Here is a 23,294-nt window from a genome sequence, read left to right on the forward strand (position 1 = left end):
CCCGGTGTAACAAACCACTATTCGACATGGTTACACCCAATTTCACCAGCCGCCGACAATGAGCTTCTGAAGTCAAGCATTATGCAATCAGAGCTGGCTCGGGAAATCTGCAGCTAGGATAAGTGGAATTTCTGCCTGACTTCGGCTTAGATGCCGGGAACAGGAGAAATCATGACAAGACGACCGCGCCGGAACCATAGCCCGGCTTTCAAGGCGAAGGTGGCACTTGCCGCCATCCGAGGTGAGCAGACGCTGGTGGAGTTGTCCCAGCAGTTTGACGTGCACGCCAACCAGATCAAGCAATGGAAAGACCAGCTCCTTGAGGGGGCGACAGGCGTTTTTGGCGATGAAACCAAGGCCGAACCGGCCGGTCCAACCGTCGATGTCAAAACGCTTCATGCCAAGATCGGCGAACTGACACTGGAGAACGATTTTTTATCCGGTGCGCTCGGCAAGGCGGGATTGCTGGGCGGAAAGAAATGATCGACCGCGAGCACAAATCGTCGGTCGCACGCCAGGCGAAGCTTCTCGGCTTCAGCCGTGGAAGCGTCTATTATCTACCGCGTCCAGTGTCCGACGGCGATCTGGCCTTGATGCGGCGGATCGACGAGCTGCATCTGGATTACCCATTTGCCGGAAGTCGTATGTTGCAGGGGCTTTTGAGAGGAGAAGGGCTGGAAACCGGCGGCTGCACATCGCCACGCTGATGAAGAAGATGGGCATCGAAGCGATTTGCCGTCGGCCGAACACCTCCAAACCAGCGCCTGGGCACAAAATCTATCCCTATCTTCTGCGCAAGTTGGCGGTCACCCGATCCAACCAGGTGTGGGCAATGGACCTGACATATATTCCGATGGCACGCGGCTTTGTCTATCTCTGCGCCGTCGTCGATTGGTTCAGTCGCCGCGTGCTCTCATGGCGGCTGTCGATCACGATGGAAGCGGCATTCTGTATCGAAGCAGTCGAGGAAGCTCTGGCCCGTTATGGCAAACCCGACATCTTCAATACGGACCAGGGATCGCAGTTTACCTCTGTCGACTTCACGGCGGTGCTGAAGAAGGCGGAAATCGCCATCTCGATGGATGGCAAGGGTGCGTGGCGGGACAACGTGTTCGTCGAACGGCTCTGGCGGTCGATCAAATACGAGGAAGTCTACCTCCACGCCTACAAGACCGTGTCCGAGGCCCGCATCGGCATTGGCCGATATCTGACCTTTTACAATAGCCGACGCCCACATTCATCCCTTGACCGGCAGACCCCGGATCAGGCCTACTTCAACGCGCTGGAACCAATGATGGTGGCGGCATAATCGAGGCGGAAATCCACTTAGCGAAACGCCCCAAACTGTTCAGACAAACCGAGCCATCTCTATCGAACATATTTCTTAAAAGCGTGCCTTTGCTACAGGGCTGTATCCGCCCCCGATGGCACTATTGAGGGCGACATATTCTTTCGCCCACTGCTGTATGGCTGTGGCGAGACTGGCTTGTGCAATCGAGAGGGACCTCTGGTCTTCCAGCAAGTCGAGAAGCGAAGTCGCTCCATCCTTGTAAGACGAGGTTGATAGCTTCAAAGTTTCTTCCGCAGTTTCAACCGCTGCCTTCAAAGCTTGCACAGTACGCGCGTCACGATGCATAGCTACTAGCGCATTTTCAACTTGCTCGACGGCCTTGAGCACAGCGGATTTCCAGTTCAAGTAGGAAATCGTCACTTTGGATTTGGCTACTTCTACATTTGCACGCAGACCTCCCCCGTCTAGAATGGGAAGGTTCAAGCTAGGCCCAAATGACCATGGTGTGAGATTCCCATAGACCCCGCGTTCGTTCTTGCCGAAAGATGGCGAAATAGAGCCGGAAAGCGTAATAGATGGAAACAGTTTCGCTTCCGCCACCCCGATCTGCGCAGTGCTGTCAGCAAGATCGCGCTCGGCTTTTCGAATGTCCGGTCGATTTCGAATGATATCTGCAGGGATGCCAACATTTACATCCTCGCGAAACGCGGGCTGATTTGAACCTTTTGCAATCTCCTCGACCATGGAACCGGCGGGTTTACCAAGCAACGTCGCTATCCGATGGGCTGAGATGCGAAATTTAGCCTCAAGGCTAGGAATTTCAGCCAGCGTCGATTGCACCAGCCCCTCCGCGCGCACAACATCCATGCGAGCCACGGCTCCTGCGTCAAACTTAGACTTCGTGAGCTCAAAAGTCTCCCTTCTTGATTTAAGGTTAGCCTGCGAAAGCGCCAGACGCCGCTGGTAATAACGAGCGTCAACATAACTTGAGATAATATCGTTTATGAAGGCGAGTTTCGCCATATCTACTGACGCGTACTCCGCATCGAGGGCGGCCTCCGCGCTCTCAGTATTCCGCTTGTAGACGCCAAAGAGGTCGAGAAGCCATGATAGCGACAACTCACCAGTCGAGGTATTGCTAGTGTAAGTCTGCTTGCGGAGTTTACCCTTTTGCCCGCTTACCGTATTAGAGCCACTCAACGTGAGATCTGGAAGTGCGCTGGCTCCAGCTATCGTGAGATTAGCAGCCGCCGAATTAATCCTTTCGATCGCCTGCTGGACATCCAAATTTTGGCTTATGCCTTGTTCCACGTAAGAGGTGAGCATTGGATCATTGAATGCGGCCCACCAAGCGGCCACAGTGACGTCGCCGTTTGAGGTGACTCCACCCTCGCTGAATTTCGCAGGTAGCGGCATTTCAGGTGGCACATAATTGGGACCTACCACGCATCCCGAGAGCAGCAGCGAAAAAAATGGTGTCGTGTAGCGGATAAATTGCATCCCTAACCTTATCGAAACTTATCAGCCGTTGCCGGGAGCTACCGCGCCGAGTGAAAGCAAAGGCTTGTCTGACCATACAGACCAAAGCATTGATCTTCCGTCGGGATGCGCTCCACCAATGAGCGTCAGCGCAACAGGCGACGTCGCAGCAAGGCTGTCGATAAAAAGAATGGGATGACGATGTAGCTGCAAAGTGCGCCGACGTGCAGGCAGACATCCACCACGGGGTGACCGAGCATTATCGGACGTATGAGGTCGATCGAATGCGACAGAGGAAGAAATCGCGCCGCCGTCTGGAAGACAATGGGTAGTTGATCGACTGGAAAGACGGCACCTGAGAGGAACAATATAGGTGTGATAACAAGCGTCTGATAAAAGATGAAATAATCATAGCTCGGAGCAAGGGCGGTGACGACCATCCCAAGGCTTGCAAAGGCCAAACCCGTCAGCGCGATGACCGGAAGCGCATACAGCAGCGACAGCCACTGCGTGTATCCTAGAGCGGCGGCGACCACGCCTATGCCGGCACCCGCCAGAGCGGCCTTCGTCGCCGCCCAGGCCATCTCACCGAGAACGATATCGCCTAGCCTCAGCTGTGTGTAGAGCATCGCCTCCCAAGTGCGCTGACCCTCCATCCGGCCGAAAGCTGCGTAAATCGTCTCAAACGTTGCAGCCGTCATCGCACTTGTCGCGACCATTCCAGCTGCCAAGAAAGCAGTATAGGAAACGCCACCAACGCGGCCCACCATCACGCCCAAACCAGCGCCAAGGCCAAACAGGTAGATCAAGGGTTCGGCCAAATGACCCAGAAGCGACGCCAGCGCCGCCTTCTTCCATGCAAGATAATTTCGACGCCAGACAGCAATCCAGTTCAAGCTGCCGCCCGGCAATGCCGTTACGCTATCTCCACTCATTGGTACTTCCCCATCTCGCGTCCGGTTAACCGCAAGAAGACGTCCTCTAGGTTTGGCGGCCGCTCCAGGAGGCGCAGACCCCAGTGTCCGCGGAGTTGCGCCCGAACTTGTTCTGGGTCGGGGGTGTAACAGAACAGTGTCTCGCCGCTGATTTCGATGCGCCGTGCGTTTGGCTTGATCAAAAGGCTAAGCTCCTGCGGGTCTCCGCCATAGATCTCGATGACGGGGCAGCCGATCTGCTCCTTTATCAGGTCAAAGGGGCGGCCTTCGGCTATCTTAACTCCACCTTCGAGCACGCACAGCCGGTCACATAAGCGTTCTGCCTCTTCCATGATGTGGGTCGTCAAAAGGATCGTCTTGCCTTGCGCCAACAGCGATCGCAAGCGCTCCCAGATCAGGTGGCGTGCGTGCGGGTCGAGACCGGTGGTCGGTTCATCTAGTATGAGGATCTGCGGGTCATTGATCAGCGCGCGCGCCAATGATAGGCGCCGCTTCATGCCTCCAGAAAGATCGGCCACCCGAGTATCTGCCTTGCTCTCGAGGCGCGCAAATTCCAGCAGCGAGGGCACGATCGCTTCGATCTCCCTGGCTTTCATGCGGAAGTACCGGCCGTAGACAAACAGGTTTTCCCGAACCGTGAACTCCATGTCGAGATTATCGAACTGAGAAACGACACCGATACGGGCGCGCGCCGAGCGAGCCTGCCGGGGTACTTGCACTCCGAGCACCGAAATGTTGCCCGCATCTGGCGACGTCATTCCTAGAATCATACGGCTGATCGTGCTTTTTCCGGCGCCGTTTGGGCCTAATAGGCCAAAGCACTCTCCTGACCCAATGCTGAAAGACAATCCGTCAACTACGGCCTTCCCACGATATGATTTGCTAACGCCGACGAGCTCGATCGCAATAGAAGATATTGCTCCTACTTGGGGAGCGAGTGCTTCTGAAATCGAAATGCACGGTAGGTTGCTTCGGCGGCGGAGTGTCTCAGCCACAGCTGCCTGTAGATCCGATTGACCGTTCATGTGGTTCCTAAGGTTTGCAAGATGCGGCGACACAGCGATTATTCGCCGCTGAAATTAGCTTCGGGAGCCGCAAGCATTGGAGGTTCGGATGCCTTCTGCTTTCGAACGGCACCTGAAGCGTTGACTCCGGAGCCGCGCGACAGCCAATCACTGTTGGACAACGTACAGAGCGCATAAGCCTTCACCGGAAGTAATAGAAAGACGTTCACGAGCGTGTGCAGCGAGAAGCCAAGAAATCTAAGCTGCTTGGCACGATAAGCAGCTACGCCGCATCGTATCAGTGTCAACAATCCAATCGTTCCTATCGTCCACCAGGGCACTGAACCCGTCAGGACGAACTGTGCAAGACCCGCCAGTACGGATAATGCGAGCAGAAGAGGGCCGGCATTCTGCCCGACGACGTCCAAAGTCAAATACCAGTTCATGCCACGGAGGAGGTGAAGCCCAAGCAGGGTATCTCGGAATGTACTCCGTGCCCAACGCAGTTGCTGGCGCAGATAGGCAGCCAAACCGTCAGGAACGACGGTTGCGGCGATGGCGCTTGGGACATATTCGGTACGGAAGCCGGCGCTTAGCATTAGGATGGTCAGATGACGGTCCTCGCCAAAGTCACTCGGCTTTCCCCGATAAAGCTGCGTCTCGTATTGATCAAGAAGCAAGACGAAGGCGGACCGGCGGTACATGGCACAAGGTCCACAGCAACACATCACGGCACCGAAGCGGCCCTGCGCGGCGCGCTCCTCATTGCAGGCCAGCCAGTACTCCATGTCGATCAATCGGGTCAGCCACGAGTCGCTCTGATTGCTTGCTACAAGCTGCCCCATCACCGCACCGACCGTCGGATCGCGCATTTTCTGACTGAGTTTGGAAACAACATCGCTGGCGAGAGTGGTGTCTGAATCGACGTTCAGGATCAGGTCCCCGGATGATCGGGAAATGGCCGCGATTTGCGCTTTGCGCTTTCCGACATTCCTGGGAAGCATGATGAATTCGAATCTCGCGTCGCCCGCATAGGCAAGCTGCTCGGCCACCACGGCGTCGCGATTTCTGGAACCGTCGTCAACCACATAAACTCGCAACACCCCCGGATAGTCCTGGTTGGCGAGGGATGCCAGGCAATCGGACAGGACGCGCGGGCTCTCGTTAAACGAAGGCACAATGATGTCCACACTTGGCAAAGAGCTCTCTTCGAGGGTGTTTTCCGCTGTTTCCGACTTGAGACTTCGCCGAGCATGAAGGACCTGTACACTCCTATAGGCGGAGGAAAGCAGTCCATAAAGCGAGACGGCGGCGATGCTGGTTGTTTCAAGCAAGGTCATGGTTTCTCGTCGATTTAGTTTTACTGGGGAAGTGAGCGAAGGGAAAATCCACGGCTATGCAGTGCCGGGATAATCGCCAATAGTGCCGAAAGCGTTTGATCACGCAGTCCGGTGAGCTTGCAGTTCCCGACCTCATCAGGTGGGCAACCGTCGTGCAAAAGCACGATTGCACCTGGCCGAGCAGCAGCGAGTACCGCGTCCACGATAGAATCGACTCCAGGACGGGACCAATCTCTCGGATCTATCGACCAGTGAACGGGTCTAAGTCCGGCGTTCATCGATGTTGAAAGGACATCCGCGTTCCAGGCGCCGTATGGCGCTCGTAAATGTTGAACCGCAGCTTGGGGACACGTTGAGAGGATGGCTTTGTTTGCCTCATTTATCTCTCGTTCGATCGCCTCCGAGTCACAGGCCGTAAGATCAGGGTGGGTCATCGTGTGATTGGCGACCAAGTGACCTTCTGCTGCAACACGGCGGACGAGGTCGGGATGCTCTTTGACATAGGCCCCAAGGACGAAGAAGGTGGCTGGTACGCGGTGCTCGGCGAGCACATCCAGGATCTGGCCAGTGCAGTGCGGATTGGGACCGTCGTCGAACGTCAAGTAGATGCTACGATCGTCGCTCCCTGCCTCATCGAACGGCACTTCGCTTATATAAGCGCGCCGCTTCATAGCTCGCACCCGTTTCGTTCGATCAATGATCCAGAAGGCCACTCGCTCATTGGTCGTCCTATCGGAAATACCAGGACGAGCACGTCTTCGGTGCGCGTGGAGGGCATATCCGGCAGCGCATCTGGAAGGGTCGAGCGTACACGAACCCCCGTGACGATATTGGAGATACCGTCTCGGCAGAATCTCTCCACGTGGTTCCGCATAGCATGTCGGACGGTACCGAACGCGAAGGGCACCGCCAGTTCCTGCAAAGCCGGAGCCAAAGCGCGGATCGAGTGAGGGATGCCAAGCCCCTCCAGATCCGGCCGCACGCCGTACAAGCCAAGTTCGGCGACCAGCAAATCGGTATCACCAACTTTTATGAAACGACGCAGCAACCCCATGTGACTTGCTATGCCTTTTGAATCGTAAGCAATTGCCCGGCGTTCCGGCCTCGCACCCGCCCAACTGCGGCCAGTCTCGAAAGGTTTGGCATTGAATGCGCCAGTCGGACCATAGGTTGCTCGGAAAAATTCAGACAGTTCCGCATGATCCGACGGTTCGAGATCATTTTCCCAGGTTATTTTCCACCGCACTCCAGCAGACATGCAAAGCTCCAATTCGTTCCTCAGCCAACAAGCCCAAAGCAGCAGAGATTGGTTCAGGCGCACACGCTGATGGGACAGATGGGACCGCTCGTCGTCTATTTGCGACAGATACGATCCGCCTCCGCTCGCTAGTTTGCTTTGGCGCCTTGATAAGTTCCGGCCTTTCTAATAAGCACTCCGAAAGATTGGTAAAATTGATTGTTTGGATCACAATCATCTACATCATGGATCGAATATGCGTTTTAAAGGCCTGGATCTAAACCTTCTCGTGGCGCTCGATGCTTTGATGACCGAGCGGAAGCTCACCGCGGCAGCGCGCAGCATCAACCTCAGTCAACCGGCTATGAGCGCAGCCATCGGTAGGTTGCGCGCCTACTTCAATGACGAACTATTTGTGATGCAGCAGCGCAGACTTGTCCCGACACCGCGAGCCGAGGCGCTCGCCCCTGCAGTTCGCGAAGCTCTTCTGCACATTCAGCTCTCTGTCATTGCGTGGGATCCATTAGTCCCTGCGGAATCTGACCGGCGCTTCCGAATCGTACTGTCCGATTTCATGACGCTGGTATTCTTCGAAAAGGTGATAAAGCGCGTAGCGCGCGAGGCACCCGGAGTCAGTTTTGAATTGCTCCACGTCAATGATGATCCGGACGAGCGTCTGCGCAGTGGAGACTTGGATTTTTTGATCCTTCCAGATCAGTTCATGTCAGCCACTCATCCCAGTGCGAAGCTGTTTGAAGACAAGCTCGTATGTGTCGCCTGCCCTAACAATCAGCAGCTGCGCGCGAAGCTTTCCCTCGAGCGATTCATGTCGCTCGGACACGTCGCGGCCATGTTTGGACGTACTTTGAAACCATCCATTGAACAATGGCTATTGCTGGAGCACGGTTTTAAGCGGCGTGTCGAAATCGTGGTCCCCGGTTTCAACTCGATCCCAATGTTACTTCAGGGGACGAATCGGATAGCAACCCTTCCCTTGCTGCTTGTCAGACATTTCGAACCGACGATTCCCCTTCAGATCGTAGATCATCCCCTACCTCCTCTCTCGTTCACAGAAGCACTACAGTGGCCGTTGCTTCACAATTCTGACCCCGGGAACATCTGGATGCGTAACATAATACTGGAGGAGGCTTCGCGCATCGAGACATCCTTCGAAAGATGCTCTCAAGAGGCCAGAGCGACCGAATCCTGATAGAGCTGCAGTCGCTTACGGTATCTCACTGCAGGCGTTGGCGACCTGACTGCTTCGCGCGTTGACCAGTCGAACCCTTTTTAGTTTCGCGATTAGTTTTGATAAGGATAGCAAGTGACGCTGCGAAAGCTTCCATCCCTCGCATTCCGCGTTTACACCTAGACGAACTTGGATAAAAATCGTGTGTTTTTGGCCGGCAGCTACGCTCGGCTCCACCAGTCAAAGTAGCTACTCTACGCGAATCTCCGCGTGCCGGATTTCGGGCTTCATATGCGCGCCATATCAACAAAGGCACAAAGCAAATGGTGCGCGTGGATCATTCCATGATCCATACTGCGGATGCTTTCGATCCAATCAATCAATTTTACCAATCCTTCGGCATGTTCCATAGCACAAAACCAGACGTAGGACCGGCCCCTCCCATGGGAGCATCGAACGTGCTTAAGCAATTGCTTAGCCCCGATGTCCGCCGCGTTCATGACTCACTGGAATATGGAAAGGAACACGATGGCCGATCAGCTCACAGTAGAAATTATTGCTGCAATCAAAAATCTCGCCCAATCGGAAAATGGCGGGAGGATTCCTGCAGCAATCGGAGACATCACCGCTGATAGCGAATTGACCTCCCTTGGCATCGATTCACTGGCTTTGGCCGATGTGCTCTGGGACCTGGAGCAGGCCTACGGTATCAGGATCGAGATGAACACGGCCGATGCTTGGTCTAATCTGAAAAATATCGGCGATGTCGTCGAAGCCGTTCGCGGCTTGATCGCGAGGGAGGCGTGATGGACAGGCGCGTCGTAATCACGGGAATCGGCGGACTATGCGGATTAGGAACGAACGCTTCATCTATTTGGAAGGAAATGCGGGAAGGCCGCTCCGCAATCAGCCCGATCATCACCACAGATCTTTATGATATGGAAGGCACCGTTGGTGCCGAAATCAGGGCGATACCGGGACACGACATCCCGCGCAAACAGCTTGTCTCTATGGACCGCTTCAGCCTGCTAGCAGTGATTGCTGCAACCGAAGCCATGCGACATGCCGGGCTTTCCACCAATGAACAAAATGCCCACCGCTACGGCGCCGCGATGGGCGTCGGCGGGCCTGGCTGGGGAACGATTGAAGAAACATACCGCAGTATCCTTCTAGACGGAGTGACCCGCGCGCGCATTTTCACAGCACCGAAGGGAATGCCAAGCGCGGCGGCTGGCCAGGTCAGCATTTATCTCGGCCTGCGCGGCCCCGTCTTCGGCGTCACCTCCGCCTGCGCGGCGGGAAATCATGCAATCGCTTCCGCGGTAGATCAGATCAGGCTGGGCCGTGCAGACGTCATGCTTGCCGGTGGAAGCGATGCGCCGCTCACATGGGGAGTCCTGAAATCATGGGAAGCACTGCGCGTGCTTGCCCCTGATACCTGTCGCCCGTTCTCCGCTGACAGAAAAGGTGTTGTCCTTGGCGAGGGTGCCGGAATGGCTGTCCTGGAAAGCTACGAGCACGCCGCTGCCCGCGGTGCGACTATGCTTGCCGAGGTTGCCGGAATCGGACTCTCCGGCGATGCCTACGACATCGTCATGCCGTCCATCGAGGGACCGGAGGCCGCAATGCGCAGCTGCCTCGCCGATGCCGAGCTAAACCCGGACGATGTAGACTACCTGAACGCGCACGGCACCGGCACCGTTGCCAATGACGAGATGGAGACGGCAGCGATCAAGCGCGTCTTCGGAGACCACGCCTTTCAGATGTCCATCTCCTCCACCAAGTCCATGCACGCCCATTGCCTGGGTGCGGCCAGCGCACTTGAAATGATTGCCTGCGTCATGGCGATCCAAGAAGGTGTCATACCGCCCACCGCCAACTATCGTGAGCCTGACCCCCAGTGCGATCTCGACGTCACGCCCAATGTCCCGCGTGAGCGCAAGGTGCGCGTAGCGATGAGCAATGCGTTCGCCATGGGAGGCACCAACGCCGTCCTGGCATTCAGACAAGTGTGAAGAGGCGGACGATGTGGCCGGAATGGCTCCAGCTGCAACCGCGAGGATGGTACCGCTGGAGAGAAGCTAACTGGCGTGCCGTTACCAATGAGGTCAATTCGCACCAATGGCTAGCCCATAACGGCTCGCCGGGGATTGCTCACAAGGCGGGGTGAGGAAAATATGGTTGCGTTCCGTAGCTATGATCATTCAAGCAACCGGCTGGAAAGAGCGCCCGCTCCGGGTTTGGCACTCGGAGCGGCTCTTCAACTTCACTTGCTATCGATTCCGCTTGCCGGCCGGGCTGGTCACTGCCACTTTCAATCCACTGCTGTCGAACGAGCCTCTGGACCACGCAAACGCCGCGTTGTCGACCGTTTTCCTGCCGGGACTTCTCTTCTGCGCCATGCGATGTTGAGCGTCGAGAAGAGGAGCCTATCTGAACCTCGTTCAAGCCGGGCGTCAGAGGACTAACAACTTCATCGATGAACGCGAACTGAGAACAGACAATGACACGCACTCAAAAAGAAAAAATGCTGGCGGGCGAGATGTACAACCCGGCGGACGCGGAGCTTCAGACGGACCTGTTGGCCACGGGAGCTTGGCTGAAGAGATATAATGATACTCTGGGAAGTACGGCCGAGCATTGGAACGCACTTCTCCTGGAGCGACTAGGAGAGGTCGGAACTGGAGCCGTCATCCGTCCGCCATTTCATTGCGACTACGGCTTCAACATCAGGCTTGGTGCCTACGTTTACATCAATTTCAACTGCGTAATCCTTGACGTAGCAGAAGTGACGATCGGTGCTGGGACGGCAGTCGGACCGGCTGTGCAAATTTACACCGCCGACCATCCGCATGATCCCGAGCAGCGGCAGGCTGGTCTGCAGCTAGGTCGGCCTGTGCGGATTGGTAAAGACGTCTGGATTGGTGGTGGAGCAATTATCCTCCCAGGGGTGACGATCGGCGACAACGCCGTCATCGGCGCCGGAAGCGTAGTCACCCGCGATATACCCGCAGGGGAAAAGGCCATGGGAAATCCGGCTCGGTTGAAGCGCTGAGGCAAGCCGCTGAGAACGCCATAGTCAAGGCGGTGCTTGCGAACCAACACTCCCACTTGCCACCAAGCCGATGTGGTGTGGTTGATTCTTAAATCTTGGATATCAGACCGGCCAACGCGGCAACCACGACGGCTTTCTGACGCATGCACATATGTACGCTTTGCACGTCTCGTCGAACCAGTGGAAACTCAACTCGGCTGAGAAGGCGAGGTGTTTCACCATCAATTCAATGAAGGGTTGGTGCGGCATCTCCACCTGCATTGAGCGGATCTCGTAACGCGATGGGGCGAGTTGCATCCATAATTTGAATGTCCGCGATCACAACAATCGATTTTAAATATCTTACCGGATGCGATTAGAAGGTTCCGCAAATGGGTCGCGGTTCAAAGCATCGTGGCACCTGCGTCCTTTGGCACACCGAACGGAGACAAATCAATGTGTGGGATTGTTGGCATCGTCGGGAGGCACCCGGTGTCGCAGCGACTGCTCGACGCGCTAAAGCGCCTGGAGTACCGCGGATATGACTCCGCTGGCGTTGCCACGATCTCTGAGGGCAGTTTGGAGCGCTGCCGTGCGCAGGGCAAGCTCGTCAATCTTGAAATGAGGCTGGAGCAACAGCCCCTGAACGGAATGATCGGCATTGGCCACACCCGCTGGGCTACTCATGGGGCGCCGACAGAACGAAACGCTCACCCCCATATTGTCGACGGTATTGCTGTTGTTCATAATGGTATCATCGAAAACTTCGCGGAGCTGAAGGCCGAACTGGAGGCGACTGGTGCGGATTTCGCGACGAGCACCGATAGCGAGGTCGTCGCGCATCTCCTCGCAAAATCCTGTCGCGAGGGTATGAATGGCCAAGAGGCTATGCATGCGATGCTGAAGCGTCTGAAGGGGGCCTTCAGCCTTGCGGTACTTTTCCAAGATGACCCATCCATTATCATGGCGGCGCGCAATGGACCTCCGCTGGTGATTGGTCATGGCGATGGGGAAATGTTTCTTGGCTCCGACCCTATTACGCTTGCTCCCTTGACCAACGAAGTTACCTACCTGGTCGACGGCGACTGGGCCGTGATCGAGAAAACAGACTTCAGGATCTTCGACAGTGAGGGCAATGTCGTCACACGCCCTCGACACACCTCGATGGCTTCAGCCGACCGAGTGACCAAGGGTGATTATGACCACTTCATGCAGAAGGAGATCTACGAACAACCCGAGGTCATAGCCGGTGCTCTTGCCCGCTACATCGATATTGCTGGCCTTCGGGCAGTCCCAGTATCAAGGGGAATGGATTTTGCAAACGTCAGTAGCCTCGTGATCTCCGCATGCGGCACCGCCTATCTGGCAGGCCTGATCGGCAAGTACTGGTTTGAACGCTACGCACGCCTTTCAGTAGAAATCGATGTCGCTTCAGAGTTCCGCTATCGCGATACCCCCCTGTCTCCGCATATGGCGGCGCTTTTCATCTCGCAGTCCGGTGAAACCGCCGACACGCTAGCATCAATGCGATATTGCAAGGCACACGGCCTGAAGGTCGGCGCCGTCGTCAATACAAGCGAATCGACCATTGCCCGAGAAGCCGATGTCATCTTCCCGATCCTTGCAGGTCCTGAAATCGGGGTCGCCTCGACCAAGGCGTTCACTTGCCAGCTCGCAGTTCTTGCTGCTCTGGCGATCAGTGCAGGCAAGGCGCGCGGTACTATCACCGAGGACGAGGAGCGGCAACTGGTCATGAGTTTGATTGAACTGCCGCGCATCATGAGGCGGGTGCTGCGGAACATTCGGCCAAAGATTGAACTCCTGTCGAAGGAACTTTCGGGATACTCTCATGCGCTCTTTCTTGGCCGCGGCACTAGTTTCCCTTTGGCGATGGAAGGCGCGCTAAAGCTCAAGGAAATTTCTTATATCCACGCTGAAGGCTATGCCGCCGGCGAACTGAAACACGGCCCGATCGCGCTTGTCGATAAAAGAATGCCCGTCATCATTATCGCGCCACATGATCGATTCTTCGACAAGACCGTCTCCAACATGCAGGAGGTCGCCGCACGCGGCGGTCGCGTCATTTTTCTCACCGATGAGAGCGGAGCTGCGCGTTCGAAGCTCGCTACCATTCACACGCTCGTGCTGCCGGACGTCGAGGAAATAATCGCCCCCATCATCTTTTCTCTACCTCTACAGCTGCTTGCCTACTACGTGGCGGTCACCAAAGGAACCGATGTCGACCAGCCGCGCAATCTCGCAAAATCGGTCACTGTCGAATAATTGCATAGCTCCTGGAGCTAGCACGATGTCGGGCAAATACCGAAACCTTCCCATTGAAATTTAGAATAAGTGAGGTCGTATGAATGAAATTTCGCTCGCGGATGTGTCTGGGCGAGTTGGCCAGGAAGTTGGAAGATCCGAGTGGATCATGATCGATCAATCAACAGTCGATCTCTTCGCGGATGCGACGCATGACCATCAGTTCATTCATGTGAACCCCGAACGCGCTGCGGCGGAAAGCCCGTTCGGCGGAACGATCGCTCATGGTTTCCTGACACTCTCGCTGTTGTCGGTGATGAATTTCAGCGGAATGCCAAAAATTCGCGAGCAGTCAATGGGCCTCAACTACGGCTTCGACAACGTGCGCTTCATGTCGCCCGTTAAGACTGGCAGCCGCGTACGCGGCCGCTTCGTATTGTCTGACTGCCGTTTTCGGGGCTCAAGCATGCTGGTGACGACCTACGAGGTGACGGTCGAGATCGAAAACGAGAACCGGCCCGCACTCACTGCCAATTGGATCACGATTGTCCAGTTTGATCCAAAAGATCGGCCAAAGGCGTCTCATAGTTGATCCAAGTTATAGGTAGTACCCATTGATGTTGTTGACCAACGAGGGCAAACGATCTGACGGGGGATGCCAATGCCGCTCGGGTTTTTATCCGCAGGCGGCATTGGGGCGAAATCAGTCACCACGGCGCAAACCGCTCTCTCCCTCGACGACAGGCCGTCTGATCCTCGAGAAGCGGCAACTGCACCGTCTTGGCTGCAGACAACTAAGCCGTCCACCGCCACACCTGAGTTCTGTTCGCAATACAACGCCGAAAGGTTGCGCGGCATCTGCCGGCTAATGGACATTCATGGGACCATCCAATGAACACTCATCCGGCCACCGGAACAACTTTGACCTGTTAAGGCTCTTTGCCGCCTGCCAAGTGATGTTCAGCCACGCGTGGAATTGGCTTCACCTGGGCGATTCTTTGAACGGCACAGCGGCCTTCAATCTGTTGTTTTCGACACCGGGTGTTGCGATCTTCTTTGTAATCAGCGGCTTTCTAGTAACAGATTCTTATATTCGCTCATCGTCTGCGGCCTCCTTTTTTGTTAAGCGGTCGCTCCGGATCTTTCCTGCACTGTTCGTCAACATCGCCATGATGGAACTTGCCCTGCTGGCAACTGGGGGATTAAATGTCACTGGCATCTTGCAGTATCTGTCTTACTTCACGGTATACATCCTGACCGCTGCACGAATCTGGGCCGTCTACTTCACCTACGAGCCCTACACGATGAGCGGCTTTTACGGCGTCTCTGACCCAAGTGGGGTGCTGTGGACGCTGACGGTGGAACTGACATTCTACCTCACCCTGCCAACGCTGCTGGAATTTTGGCGGCGGTGGAAACGAGCAGGGGCGCTAGTCGTTGCCGTCGCCGCTCTCGGGTCTTGGGTCATGGCGCAGCACTTCAACATAACTGATAGGTACAATCCGTTCCTGTCGGTGACAGTAGGCCCGACTTTCTGGATTTTTTCGATGGGAGTTCTTGCTCGGCTTTACTGGCATCGCGTAAGCAGGATCTTTGCGGGGAAGCTCTTGTGGTGGCTGGCAACTCATCTCGCAATAACGTCGTGGGTAGCAGGGACGTCCGCTGCATTCATCTCTATCAACAATGCGGCGCCTGTCGATGCATTCCGAATCGCTATTCTTGCCGGTCTAGTCCTGTCGGCAGCGTACTCATTTCCGCGCCCTAACCTTTTGCGCGGGCAGGATCTTTCTTACGGGATCTACCTCTACCATATGCTCGTCATGCAAACGCTGATCGGCATCGGATGGGTCGGGCACTGGTGGCTTTGGATCGTCGAGCCCGTCGGGACCGTGGCATTAGCCGCTCTATCATGGGCGCTGATTGAAAAGCCGGCCATGAAGCTTCGCACATCGTTAGTCGCCAGAAGGCTTTCGGTCGCTTAAACGGAACGCTCCCGTAAAAGATCGGAACTCAATCGAAGCTGCCACACTGGACGCGCCCAGGTCGGGAAAATCGTCGTTCGTCCATGCGATTGGGCTGATAGCAATTTGACGGTCATTCGACTGTTCTTCATACCGATTTCCGGGCCGGGCTATTCCCGCTGAGTTGGTCGTAAGGGCGATGGAAGATCAGTTCGCCAGCCGTAAGCTTCAGACGCACCGAGTTGGTGGGGGTTCCCAGATCGGAACCTGGAGTCATGTTGCATGAGACCATCAGCGGATATGTTCAAGGCACCGGCTCCTGTCATTATCTTTGGTTCTGGAGGCTCGCCCGACGAAATGTTTACGATCGAGTCGCAAAGGATCCAAGCATTGCCGCAACGGCGGCTTTTTCCACCGTGATCACAACGACCCCTTCATTCCGCTGCCGAGGTATTCAACCAAGCACGTGATCAGTTGATCGCTCAACTTCCCCTGAAATGAGGGCATGCCTATTCCCGACTCACGCCCGGCCGAGCCTTCCTTGAGCTTTCTGGTCAATGTTTCCACGTCGAGGTTAAGGGCACGGTCCCCAGCAAGCGGAGGGATGGCTGCCTTAACACCTTCACCATGGGTGCCGTGGCAAGTCGAACAATTTAGCTCGTAGAGCAGTTCAGCCTCTGCGATCGGGCAGGAACTTTCATGCGTCGTTGCGCCGGCACCAACAACGATCGGCGGGCTGCAGGCCCGATAGTCCGCATGCCCGAGGGTAGCGACAAGGAGCAGAGCAGTGCTATAGAATTTTGCCATTGGTCAGTTCCTTTCCAACGAGCCAGGTTTGCCGGCATAGTCATTTCTTATGGCGTGCGCGGCCCGCAACGCTAGCGCACCGACGGTCCCTGTCGGGTTGTAACCGGCGTTGTTAGGAAATGCCGATGCGCCTACGATGAAAACGTTATGGCAGTCCCAACTCCGCAAACTGGAATTTACCGCCGAAGTTGTCCGATCTAATCCCATCACAGCGCCACCTGTCGTATGGTTTGACGCGCCAATGGCGGTGGTGAACGGTTTGTCGGCGAAGTTGAATGCTGAGAGATGCGAGGCCCCCATTCGCTTGCCGATTTCCATCGTCCGGCTCACGATGAACCTTGCCATTGCGCGGTCATTTCGCGCGTAGTCGTAAGTCACGCGCAACAGCGGAATTCCAATCGGGTCCTTGTAGGTTGGGTCGAGATCGAGGTATCCGCGCTTGGTTGGCATTGAAGTCCCTTGGTTGAACACTACGCCATAGTTCTGGTAGTATTTGGAATACCCTCTCTTGAAGCTTGAGCCCCATCGTGGGACTCCCGGAGGCAGCTTGTCGGCGTTGGCAATCGGTGGGCCTTCGCGCGAAAGGGCCAGGATTCCCGCACCGCCGATGAAATCGAGCGACGAATGGTCAAAATTGTCGCCGTTGTAATTGTCGATCTGAGAGCCCAGGCCACCCGCCCCAATGAATGGATTAATGTGATCATCCTCAAACCAGAGATCGACGCCAGATATGGTCTGAAAGCTGAAGTTGCGCCCGATGACACCCTCATTCGTGATCGGATCATACGGCCTTCCTATTCCCGACAGAAGCGATAAGCGAACGTTATCCAGCTGGGATGCTGTAAGACAAACGATATCTGCCGGTTGGAAAATTTCGTTACCATGCTCGTCAATATAGGTCACGCCGCGTGCGGACTTCCCGTCGGCAGTTTTGTCGACGTGCGTGACGCGGGCCTCGGAGATCAGCTTGAAATTCTGCCTTTTATTCAGAGCGGGATAAACACACCTCTGCGGGCTTGCCTTGGAATAATTGCCGCATCCGTAGTACTGACAAAAGCCACAATAACTACACGGTGCCATCGTCGCGCCCAGTGGATTCGTATAGGCCTTCGAAGCACTCGCACAAGGAATGGTAAAAGGGTCATAGCCCATTGCCGATGTCGCTTCATTGAAGATCTCCATCATCCGGAGGGTCTTCAGTTTGGGCGTCGGATAGTCCCGCGATCGCGGGCCTTCGAAGGGATTGCCCTTGCCCGTGAGGGTCCCCCCGAGATTTCCTGCCTGACCCGCCACGCCTGCTATCTGCTCCCATCGATCGTAATCGGACTCCAGTTCGTCGTAGGTGATGCCCCAGTCCTGCAACTGCAATTCGCCGTCTTCAGCCCGAGCCTTGCCATATCGCTCGATTGTCTCACTACGAACTTGAAAGTCCCAGCGAGGAAAGCGCCAGGCCATCCCCGCCCACTGAAAGCCCTGGCCTCCGACACCCGCACCGAGCTCGATTACGCCGAAATCTCGCTGCGGCACAGCCGTCTGGTCGAGTGTGTTGCGCATCGTCACAGTATTGTCGCGAGGCGGCGCGAGCAGTTTTTTACGCGATCTCCAGCGCAACTCGTCGGGATCAATGGTGATCGGCGTATGTGTCGACGAATCGCGCAAGGCACCGCGGTCAATGGCGACCACATTCATCTTCGCGCAAGAAAGTTCTTCCGCCATAAGCGATCCGGCCCAACCGAGGCCAACGATAACGACATCTGCTTTGGCGTTTTTAATGGACATCTTGGTTCATCCTTGATGGGTTCCGGAAGCGGGGAAAGCACCAATCCTTTGAAACAAGGCTAATGGGAAGTAGATCGAGCTCCTCTCCTGTCCGGTCGGCGTGAGCCCTGTAATCGTATCGGGCGCCGGGGAAGCCGATCATCTTCCAGCCCGCCATATCTTTGTTCCCGCCATAACAGGGATCGGCGAAATAGCCCTCCCGGACATTCATCAACATCAGTTCAAAAAACGCTTTCGTGTTGAAGTTTTCGTCCAGTTTGATGATGCCCTGCTCCATGCCAACGAGGATTTGATCCTGACGGTTCGACGGCAGTTTGGCGAAAGGCACGCCGTCCGTTATTAGAGCGTACGCGTTGAGCGCTTTTAACCCGCGGTGATATCGCGCACGCGGTGTTGAAATAAATTGGGCCCTCTGAAGCATTTGCTCTTCATGAGCCTGCTCAGGCTCCTGTCGATAGAGCGTCGAACCTTCTCCGTAAGCATCGGCAAGCTGTGCATCGAGGAAATCAACACAGCCGGCATTTGATGCTGAGGGGCCGGGTCCATCCTCCGGAATGAGGCGGTCGAATACGGCCGTTATAGTCGCCTCCTCGTCTTCCGTCAGAACCTTGCGAGAGCTTCCCCGCTCAATCATCTTTGGGAGGGTATTTCTATTGGCATCATTGGACGTGGGGTAAAGGCCAACCTCCTTGCCATAGGAGGCCCTCGAGGCATTCACACCAACGGCAAAAAGCGCCCCGAGGAAAGATAGCAGTTCTCGTCTCTTCATTCTGAGGGTTCCCATGGAAGTAAATCCTCTTTCAGAGCGGGCTCACGAGAAATCTCTTTGAGCTGGTGGGCATTTGCGCCCTCGAAATAAACCCGCCGCACAGATCAGCGTCACTCCGACCGCAGCGACGAGTAGCAAAGCTCGATCGAGTCCTAAGGCTTCGGCCGTAGCGCCAACGAGGGGTGGACCAGCGACAAATCCCGAATAACCACAGACAGAAACAAAAGCGGTGCCGATGCTGCCTGACACATTTTCCATCTGACCCGCATTGCAGAAGATGATGGGCACAAGATTTGCCATGGCTAAGCCAAGCAAGCCGAAACCAAGGAGCTTCGCCGCCAGATTCGGGCTGAACAAGGCAATTGCCATGCTCGCTGACATAAGGCTGCCACCGATTGCGATCATGGCGCGGTCCCCAATGACAGCTGCAACGCGGCCTCCCAAGATCCGGCCGGCGATCATAAAGATCGCAAAAGCCGAGTAGCCTAGGATTGCGGTCGGATGCGATACCGACAAAGACTCGAGATAGAGCGTGCTCCAATCAGCGATTATGCCGTCGGTCATCATTGTAAGGAACGAAAGAATTCCGAACATAAGGAGCCTGCCGTTGCACAATTCTCCTTTCGTGGGCCTGTTCTTGCGCCGATCGCTTGTATCAGCGTCCACAGCAAGGTGTGGAAACAAGCGCCAAGAACTCACGAGCGTAACTCCCAGCAAGGCATAGGCCAGGGTAGCCGGTGGATATTTCTGACCAATACACCAGAACGAAAGAGCTGCGCCTGCAAGGGAACCGATGCTGGAAAAGGCGTGCAGCAGCGACATGACGCTGCCCGATCCCCTCGCGCCGAGCAGCCTGCCCTGGTCATTCATCGACACGTCCATCGAGCCGTTGGCGGCGCCCAGTAGGCTGACGCTGACCAAAAGGACCAAATGGTTCTGGGCGGCAAACGCCAGGCATAAGGCGATCGGGAAGAGCAGACAGGACAGGATCGAGATCCCACGGCTGCCGAAAATGTGTACGAGATAACCTGTGAGCGACATAATGGAGACAGCCGCTACTCCCATTGTCAGCAACACGACGCTAAGCTGCCAATGCGAGAGATGGAACGCATGTGCAATAACCGGTATGTTGACCGCCCACGTCCCAAATACGATGCCGTTTGTGAAGAATAGGGAAGCCACTGCCATCTTACGCTTACGCGAAATAGTTTCAGGGGTGTACATTCGAGGTCCCACTTTCGATGTGAAGATGACCAGGATGCACCTGGCCATCGGGCTTGGATGGTGTCGAAGGATCGCGTGCTCATGCCAGGGCGGAGAAGTGATCGGTCCAGACCTGTCTAAGCTTCGACACAAGTGACGCCATGGTTGCGGGTTCTTGGGCAATCAGCGGATACTTCTCATCGAACACGATGAAAGAGTTTTCGATTGCAAGGTGCCCCGCGGATTTCGTCCAATCGAACGTCCCCGCATATGGCCTGAAAACCTTCTGAAGCGGGAGGATCGGTGCGGTCCAAAGCGTGCTAGCGATCCCCCTCTTGGCAAGACTGTTGCGCAGGCCTTGCCTGAGGTCCGCCATCGGCATTCCGTAATGATCGACTGCCTCGTAGCCGATCCCGACGCGTATCTTATGCCAGACATGCGTTTGATGGGGGGCGGGCTGGGTAATCTGGAGAAAGGGAATCTGTGCCGCAGTCGCAAGCAAAGGCGCCATTGCCGCCTGCAGACTCTCGATCCGCGGCTGGAGGTGCTCAAGTTGATCCTTCACTAATGCAGCCGAAAGCGGGTTCAGTCGATACATGCCGCCGATCTGCTCGCACTCACGATAAACGGCATAGCCATCACGCTGCCCTTCCTCGAAGCGGTAGTTTTGCTTCGGCGTGGGAAGACCGAAGTTGCAGATGTTGCGCGCCTGCTGGGCAAGGACAGGATCCCTCGTCACCAGAAAGCCGCCATCTCCGGCTGAGAAGTGCTTGCTCTTTTGCATGCTGAAGCAGCCCATGTCGGAGAGGAGCCCGACCTGCCTGTTCTTGTAGAGCGCGCCGTGGGCTTGGGCGCAGTCCTCGATGACGGGAACACCCCTTGATCGCGCAATGTCCATGATCGGATCCATGTCGCAGCTCATCCCATGAATATGCACGGCGATCACCGCCTTGACGTCGGGTGCCATCGCTTTTGTCAATGCCTCGGGGTCGATGTTGTAAGAGTTGCGGTCAATGTCCACGAAGCGAGGGGTAGCGCCGATTAGCAACGGCGCCATTGCGGTTGCGCCCCAAGTATAAGAAGGCACAAGAACAACATCGTGCGGCCTGATACCGAGAGCCAAAAGTGCAACCGTCAGCGCGTCAGTGCCGCTGCTTGTCGAGACGACGTGGCCTCCCCCGAACCAGTTCTCAGCGCGCCTTTCAAAAGCGTTTATGACGGCCAGACCCGAACCGGACAGCTCCCCCGACGACATACAAGTGATGACGTCTTTGAAATTTTCACTCGTTAGAAGCGGCCACGCGTTGAGCGTTTGATTTGCGGTTCCTGGAGTAGAAGATGATTGATTGGCAGTCATAGTTCTTTACCCTCGTTTGGCAGCCTGTGCACGCCACGGCGTTTAAAGTCGCCCGCATGACCGTGATCGCATGACAGCATTTCAGGCCTGTGGACGGAGAAGGATTCGCAAGCGTCGTGCCAGGCCGGAACACTTGAAGAATAAGGGAAAAATCGAACTGCGATGTGTCTGATGTTGGACATTGAACATTCATGTCTGGTTTGTGGTTTGGCATTTTTAGCCAGTGGCTCAGGCTCTACGCTCATACGGGGCACAATCCGTTTTTTCTTGAATCGCACTCAGTCTTGCACCCGTCGTGCCAAGTAGACTTCAGGGAAACAAGCGGTCTTGAGATCGTCCCGACGAGGAGACGGCTCGAGCGCTCCGTTTGCTGCAGCTCCCCTCCTTCGGCCGAGATCGATTTGCCCTCGCTGCTAGGGTTAAGCTTCTGCGGAGCAGGAGAAATTAATATCGTCTGGGGCTCACAAATGTGGACCTGAGAAATTGCCCAGAAATGGCTCTGTTGGTCGAACCAATATTATCTAAAGTTCTTTCACTCGCGACTGGACTGCACTCACTCGGGAGAAAAGGGGAACAACAATGAAATCTCTGAAAGCAATGCTTAACAGCATTGCGACAATAGCAGATCGTATCGGTCTTCCGGCCGCAAGCAGATTGCGATTTGCACTCATACTCATCTGCTTTTCAAACGTGGCACCTGCATCTGCGGGAGACGACATTACCATCTACTTCGTCGGCTGTGCTGCGCCGACTGGTTTCCATGGTTATCTGGCCCGGGGCGCTGAAGAAGCCGGAAAGAACCTCGGGGTCACGGTCAACTATATCTATCCCGACCAGCTGACCATTCCCAACCAGGTCCAAAAGATCGAGGAAGCCATGGCAGCTCAGGCAGACGGTATTGCGGTTTGCGCTTTCGCCGACGATTCCGCATATGCCGATGTGGGAGCACGAGCCAAAGAGGCCGGGATCGCGTTCGGGAGCGCTGCGGCACCTCCGCCCGGCTCGCACATTCGAAAGCCGGACGACATTTTTCTCTTCCGCGCCGGCTCTGATGAAGGCGCTGCGGGACAGCTGTCAGCCCGGCGTCTTCTCGACATGGGCGTAAAAGGACGCGTGGTTGTTGCCAATCAGCAGCCAGGCGACGCAACTTGCCAGCTGCGTGCAACCTCCGAGATAGAGGCGCTCAAAGCCGGGGGAGTCACGGCGGACTTCCTGGAAATGTCGATGGATCCAGGCCAGCAGGCTGAAACCCTATCCAACTATTTGCGTCGCAACCCCGACACAGCCGCCGCGACAAGCACCTGTGACGTCGTGGACGGTTTCCTGACGGCGAAAGCCGACAGCGGTCGCAACGACCTGATCTTAACAGGCTATGACATCAATGCTCAGTCGCTTGCAGCAATCAGTGATGGCCGCCAGGCGTTTACGATCGACCAGCAGCAATTCTGGCGCGGCTACATGCCAGTTCTGCTCCTCACCCACTACCTCAAATATGGCTTGATCGAAGGAAACTACTTCCTGACTGGTCCTTCGGTCGTTGACAAAGCCAATGCCGAGAAAGTTCAGGCGCTCGTGAACAAGGGCTATCGTTAAGATCTTGGCCCGCCAGCTTGGCGGGCCAGGTCATTCTTCCAATTAGATGGCGGG

The 23,294-nt window shown here is 55.8% G+C and carries 19 protein-coding genes and 1 pseudogene; 9 read left to right on the forward strand and 11 right to left on the reverse strand.

The annotated features are described in order from the left end of the window. The first annotated feature begins 171 nt into the window (after positions 1 to 171). Positions 172 to 1,309, forward strand: a pseudogene (locus A7X77_RS11110) (IS3 family transposase). A 75-nt stretch (positions 1,310 to 1,384) separates the two neighbouring features. Here A7X77_RS11110 and A7X77_RS11115 read toward each other — a convergent pair. The 6 genes from A7X77_RS11115 to A7X77_RS32210 all read right to left on the reverse strand — a co-directional run bounded on the left by A7X77_RS11115 (position 1,385) and on the right by A7X77_RS32210 (position 7,307). Beyond that, complete coding sequence (locus A7X77_RS11115; RefSeq protein ID WP_064682969.1) at positions 1,385 to 2,791, reverse strand: AdeC/AdeK/OprM family multidrug efflux complex outer membrane factor; 1,407 nt, start codon at positions 2,789 to 2,791, stop codon at positions 1,385 to 1,387. Between the two features lie 125 nt (positions 2,792 to 2,916). Further along, positions 2,917 to 3,705 (reverse strand): ABC transporter permease, encoded by a 789-nt coding sequence (locus A7X77_RS11120; protein ID WP_064682970.1) that lies wholly within the window; start codon positions 3,703 to 3,705, stop codon positions 2,917 to 2,919. Continuing rightward, entirely contained in the window at positions 3,702 to 4,730 is a 1,029-nt protein-coding gene (gene nodI, locus A7X77_RS11125; protein WP_082928174.1) for a nodulation factor ABC transporter ATP-binding protein NodI, read from the reverse strand. The genes A7X77_RS11120 and nodI overlap by 4 nt, the downstream gene beginning before the upstream one ends. A 38-nt stretch (positions 4,731 to 4,768) precedes the next feature. Further along, positions 4,769 to 6,049 carry a chitooligosaccharide synthase NodC gene (gene nodC, locus A7X77_RS11130; protein ID WP_064682971.1) on the reverse strand — a complete coding sequence of 427 codons (1,281 nt, stop codon included), beginning with the start codon at positions 6,047 to 6,049 and terminating at the stop codon, positions 4,769 to 4,771. 20 nt (positions 6,050 to 6,069) lie between these two features. Then, on the reverse strand, positions 6,070 to 6,720 hold the full coding sequence (gene nodB / locus A7X77_RS11135; RefSeq protein ID WP_064682972.1) for a chitooligosaccharide deacetylase NodB: 651 nt from the start codon (positions 6,718 to 6,720) through the stop codon (positions 6,070 to 6,072). Then, complete coding sequence (locus tag A7X77_RS32210) at positions 6,717 to 7,307, reverse strand: NodA family N-acyltransferase (protein WP_017968968.1); 591 nt, start codon at positions 7,305 to 7,307, stop codon at positions 6,717 to 6,719. The genes nodB and A7X77_RS32210 overlap by 4 nt, the downstream gene beginning before the upstream one ends. 235 nt (positions 7,308 to 7,542) lie before the next feature. On the opposite strand from A7X77_RS32210, the gene A7X77_RS11145 reads away from it, so the two are divergent. The 7 genes from A7X77_RS11145 (at position 7,543) to nodX (ending at position 15,753) form a co-directional block, all read left to right on the forward strand. Beyond that, on the forward strand, positions 7,543 to 8,496 hold the full coding sequence (locus A7X77_RS11145; RefSeq protein ID WP_064682974.1) for a LysR family transcriptional regulator: 954 nt from the start codon (positions 7,543 to 7,545) through the stop codon (positions 8,494 to 8,496). Between the two features lie 507 nt (positions 8,497 to 9,003). After that, entirely contained in the window at positions 9,004 to 9,282 is a 279-nt protein-coding gene (locus tag A7X77_RS11150; RefSeq protein ID WP_064682975.1) for a phosphopantetheine-binding protein, read from the forward strand. Then, entirely contained in the window at positions 9,282 to 10,490 is a 1,209-nt protein-coding gene (locus A7X77_RS11155) for a beta-ketoacyl-[acyl-carrier-protein] synthase family protein (protein ID WP_064682976.1), read from the forward strand. Before A7X77_RS11150 ends, A7X77_RS11155 begins: the two co-directional genes overlap by 1 nt. Before the next feature lie 488 nt (positions 10,491 to 10,978). Then, complete coding sequence (locus A7X77_RS11165; protein WP_064682978.1) at positions 10,979 to 11,530, forward strand: sugar O-acetyltransferase; 552 nt, start codon at positions 10,979 to 10,981, stop codon at positions 11,528 to 11,530. Between the two features lie 435 nt (positions 11,531 to 11,965). After that, positions 11,966 to 13,792, forward strand: coding sequence for a glutamine--fructose-6-phosphate transaminase (isomerizing) (gene glmS, locus A7X77_RS11170; RefSeq protein WP_064682979.1), 1,827 nt, complete (start codon positions 11,966 to 11,968; stop codon positions 13,790 to 13,792). A gap of 79 nt (positions 13,793 to 13,871) precedes the next feature. Then, a complete protein-coding gene (locus A7X77_RS11175; protein WP_064682980.1) occupies positions 13,872 to 14,363 on the forward strand; it encodes a MaoC family dehydratase in 492 nt (163 codons plus the stop codon). 286 nt (positions 14,364 to 14,649) lie between these two features. Then, complete coding sequence (gene nodX / locus A7X77_RS11180) at positions 14,650 to 15,753, forward strand: nodulation protein NodX (protein WP_064682981.1); 1,104 nt, start codon at positions 14,650 to 14,652, stop codon at positions 15,751 to 15,753. A gap of 399 nt (positions 15,754 to 16,152) precedes the next feature. Here nodX and A7X77_RS11185 read toward each other — a convergent pair whose 3' ends face one another. The 5 genes from A7X77_RS11185 to A7X77_RS11205 all read right to left on the reverse strand — a co-directional run bounded on the left by A7X77_RS11185 (position 16,153) and on the right by A7X77_RS11205 (position 21,647). After that, positions 16,153 to 16,539: a c-type cytochrome gene (locus tag A7X77_RS11185; RefSeq protein ID WP_064682982.1), complete on the reverse strand. Its 387-nt coding sequence runs from the start codon at positions 16,537 to 16,539 to the stop codon at positions 16,153 to 16,155. A gap of 3 nt (positions 16,540 to 16,542) precedes the next feature. After that, positions 16,543 to 18,318: a GMC family oxidoreductase gene (locus tag A7X77_RS11190; RefSeq protein ID WP_064682983.1), complete on the reverse strand. Its 1,776-nt coding sequence runs from the start codon at positions 18,316 to 18,318 to the stop codon at positions 16,543 to 16,545. Further along, a complete protein-coding gene (locus A7X77_RS11195) occupies positions 18,308 to 19,087 on the reverse strand; it encodes a gluconate 2-dehydrogenase subunit 3 family protein (protein ID WP_064682984.1) in 780 nt (259 codons plus the stop codon). Before A7X77_RS11195 ends, A7X77_RS11190 begins: the two co-directional genes overlap by 11 nt. A 42-nt stretch (positions 19,088 to 19,129) precedes the next feature. Then, a complete protein-coding gene (locus A7X77_RS11200) occupies positions 19,130 to 20,311 on the reverse strand; it encodes an MFS transporter (RefSeq protein ID WP_064683091.1) in 1,182 nt (393 codons plus the stop codon). 79 nt (positions 20,312 to 20,390) lie between these two features. Then, on the reverse strand, positions 20,391 to 21,647 hold the full coding sequence (locus tag A7X77_RS11205; RefSeq protein WP_082928175.1) for a DegT/DnrJ/EryC1/StrS family aminotransferase: 1,257 nt from the start codon (positions 21,645 to 21,647) through the stop codon (positions 20,391 to 20,393). A 579-nt stretch (positions 21,648 to 22,226) separates the two neighbouring features. Here A7X77_RS11205 and A7X77_RS11210 point away from each other — a divergent pair. Then, positions 22,227 to 23,240: a substrate-binding domain-containing protein gene (locus A7X77_RS11210; RefSeq protein WP_064682985.1), complete on the forward strand. Its 1,014-nt coding sequence runs from the start codon at positions 22,227 to 22,229 to the stop codon at positions 23,238 to 23,240. The last annotated feature ends 54 nt before the right edge of the window (positions 23,241 to 23,294 follow it).

Source organism: Rhizobium bangladeshense (genome assembly GCF_001662075.1).
GTDB classification, from domain to species: domain Bacteria; phylum Pseudomonadota; class Alphaproteobacteria; order Rhizobiales; family Rhizobiaceae; genus Rhizobium; species Rhizobium bangladeshense_B.

Coding starts and splice junctions, on each gene's coding strand:
- A7X77_RS11205 (WP_082928175.1), bottom strand. CDS start 21,647: ATGACTGCCAATCAATCATCTTCTACTCCAGGAACCGCAAATCAAACG.
- A7X77_RS11200 (WP_064683091.1), bottom strand. CDS start 20,311: ATGTACACCCCTGAAACTATTTCGCGTAAGCGTAAGATGGCAGTGGCT.
- glmS (WP_064682979.1), top strand. CDS start 11,966: ATGTGTGGGATTGTTGGCATCGTCGGGAGGCACCCGGTGTCGCAGCGA.
- nodB (WP_064682972.1), bottom strand. CDS start 6,720: ATGAAGCGGCGCGCTTATATAAGCGAAGTGCCGTTCGATGAGGCAGGG.
- nodC (WP_064682971.1), bottom strand. CDS start 6,049: ATGACCTTGCTTGAAACAACCAGCATCGCCGCCGTCTCGCTTTATGGA.
- A7X77_RS11185 (WP_064682982.1), bottom strand. CDS start 16,539: ATGGCAAAATTCTATAGCACTGCTCTGCTCCTTGTCGCTACCCTCGGG.
- nodX (WP_064682981.1), top strand. CDS start 14,650: ATGGGACCATCCAATGAACACTCATCCGGCCACCGGAACAACTTTGAC.
- A7X77_RS11210 (WP_064682985.1), top strand. CDS start 22,227: ATGAAATCTCTGAAAGCAATGCTTAACAGCATTGCGACAATAGCAGAT.
- A7X77_RS11155 (WP_064682976.1), top strand. CDS start 9,282: ATGGACAGGCGCGTCGTAATCACGGGAATCGGCGGACTATGCGGATTA.
- A7X77_RS11120 (WP_064682970.1), bottom strand. CDS start 3,705: ATGAGTGGAGATAGCGTAACGGCATTGCCGGGCGGCAGCTTGAACTGG.
- A7X77_RS11195 (WP_064682984.1), bottom strand. CDS start 19,087: ATGAAGAGACGAGAACTGCTATCTTTCCTCGGGGCGCTTTTTGCCGTT.
- A7X77_RS11165 (WP_064682978.1), top strand. CDS start 10,979: ATGACACGCACTCAAAAAGAAAAAATGCTGGCGGGCGAGATGTACAAC.
- A7X77_RS11115 (WP_064682969.1), bottom strand. CDS start 2,791: ATGCAATTTATCCGCTACACGACACCATTTTTTTCGCTGCTGCTCTCG.
- A7X77_RS11190 (WP_064682983.1), bottom strand. CDS start 18,318: ATGTCCATTAAAAACGCCAAAGCAGATGTCGTTATCGTTGGCCTCGGT.
- A7X77_RS11175 (WP_064682980.1), top strand. CDS start 13,872: ATGAATGAAATTTCGCTCGCGGATGTGTCTGGGCGAGTTGGCCAGGAA.
- nodI (WP_082928174.1), bottom strand. CDS start 4,730: ATGAACGGTCAATCGGATCTACAGGCAGCTGTGGCTGAGACACTCCGC.
- A7X77_RS32210 (WP_017968968.1), bottom strand. CDS start 7,307: ATGTCTGCTGGAGTGCGGTGGAAAATAACCTGGGAAAATGATCTCGAA.
- A7X77_RS11145 (WP_064682974.1), top strand. CDS start 7,543: ATGCGTTTTAAAGGCCTGGATCTAAACCTTCTCGTGGCGCTCGATGCT.
- A7X77_RS11150 (WP_064682975.1), top strand. CDS start 9,004: ATGGCCGATCAGCTCACAGTAGAAATTATTGCTGCAATCAAAAATCTC.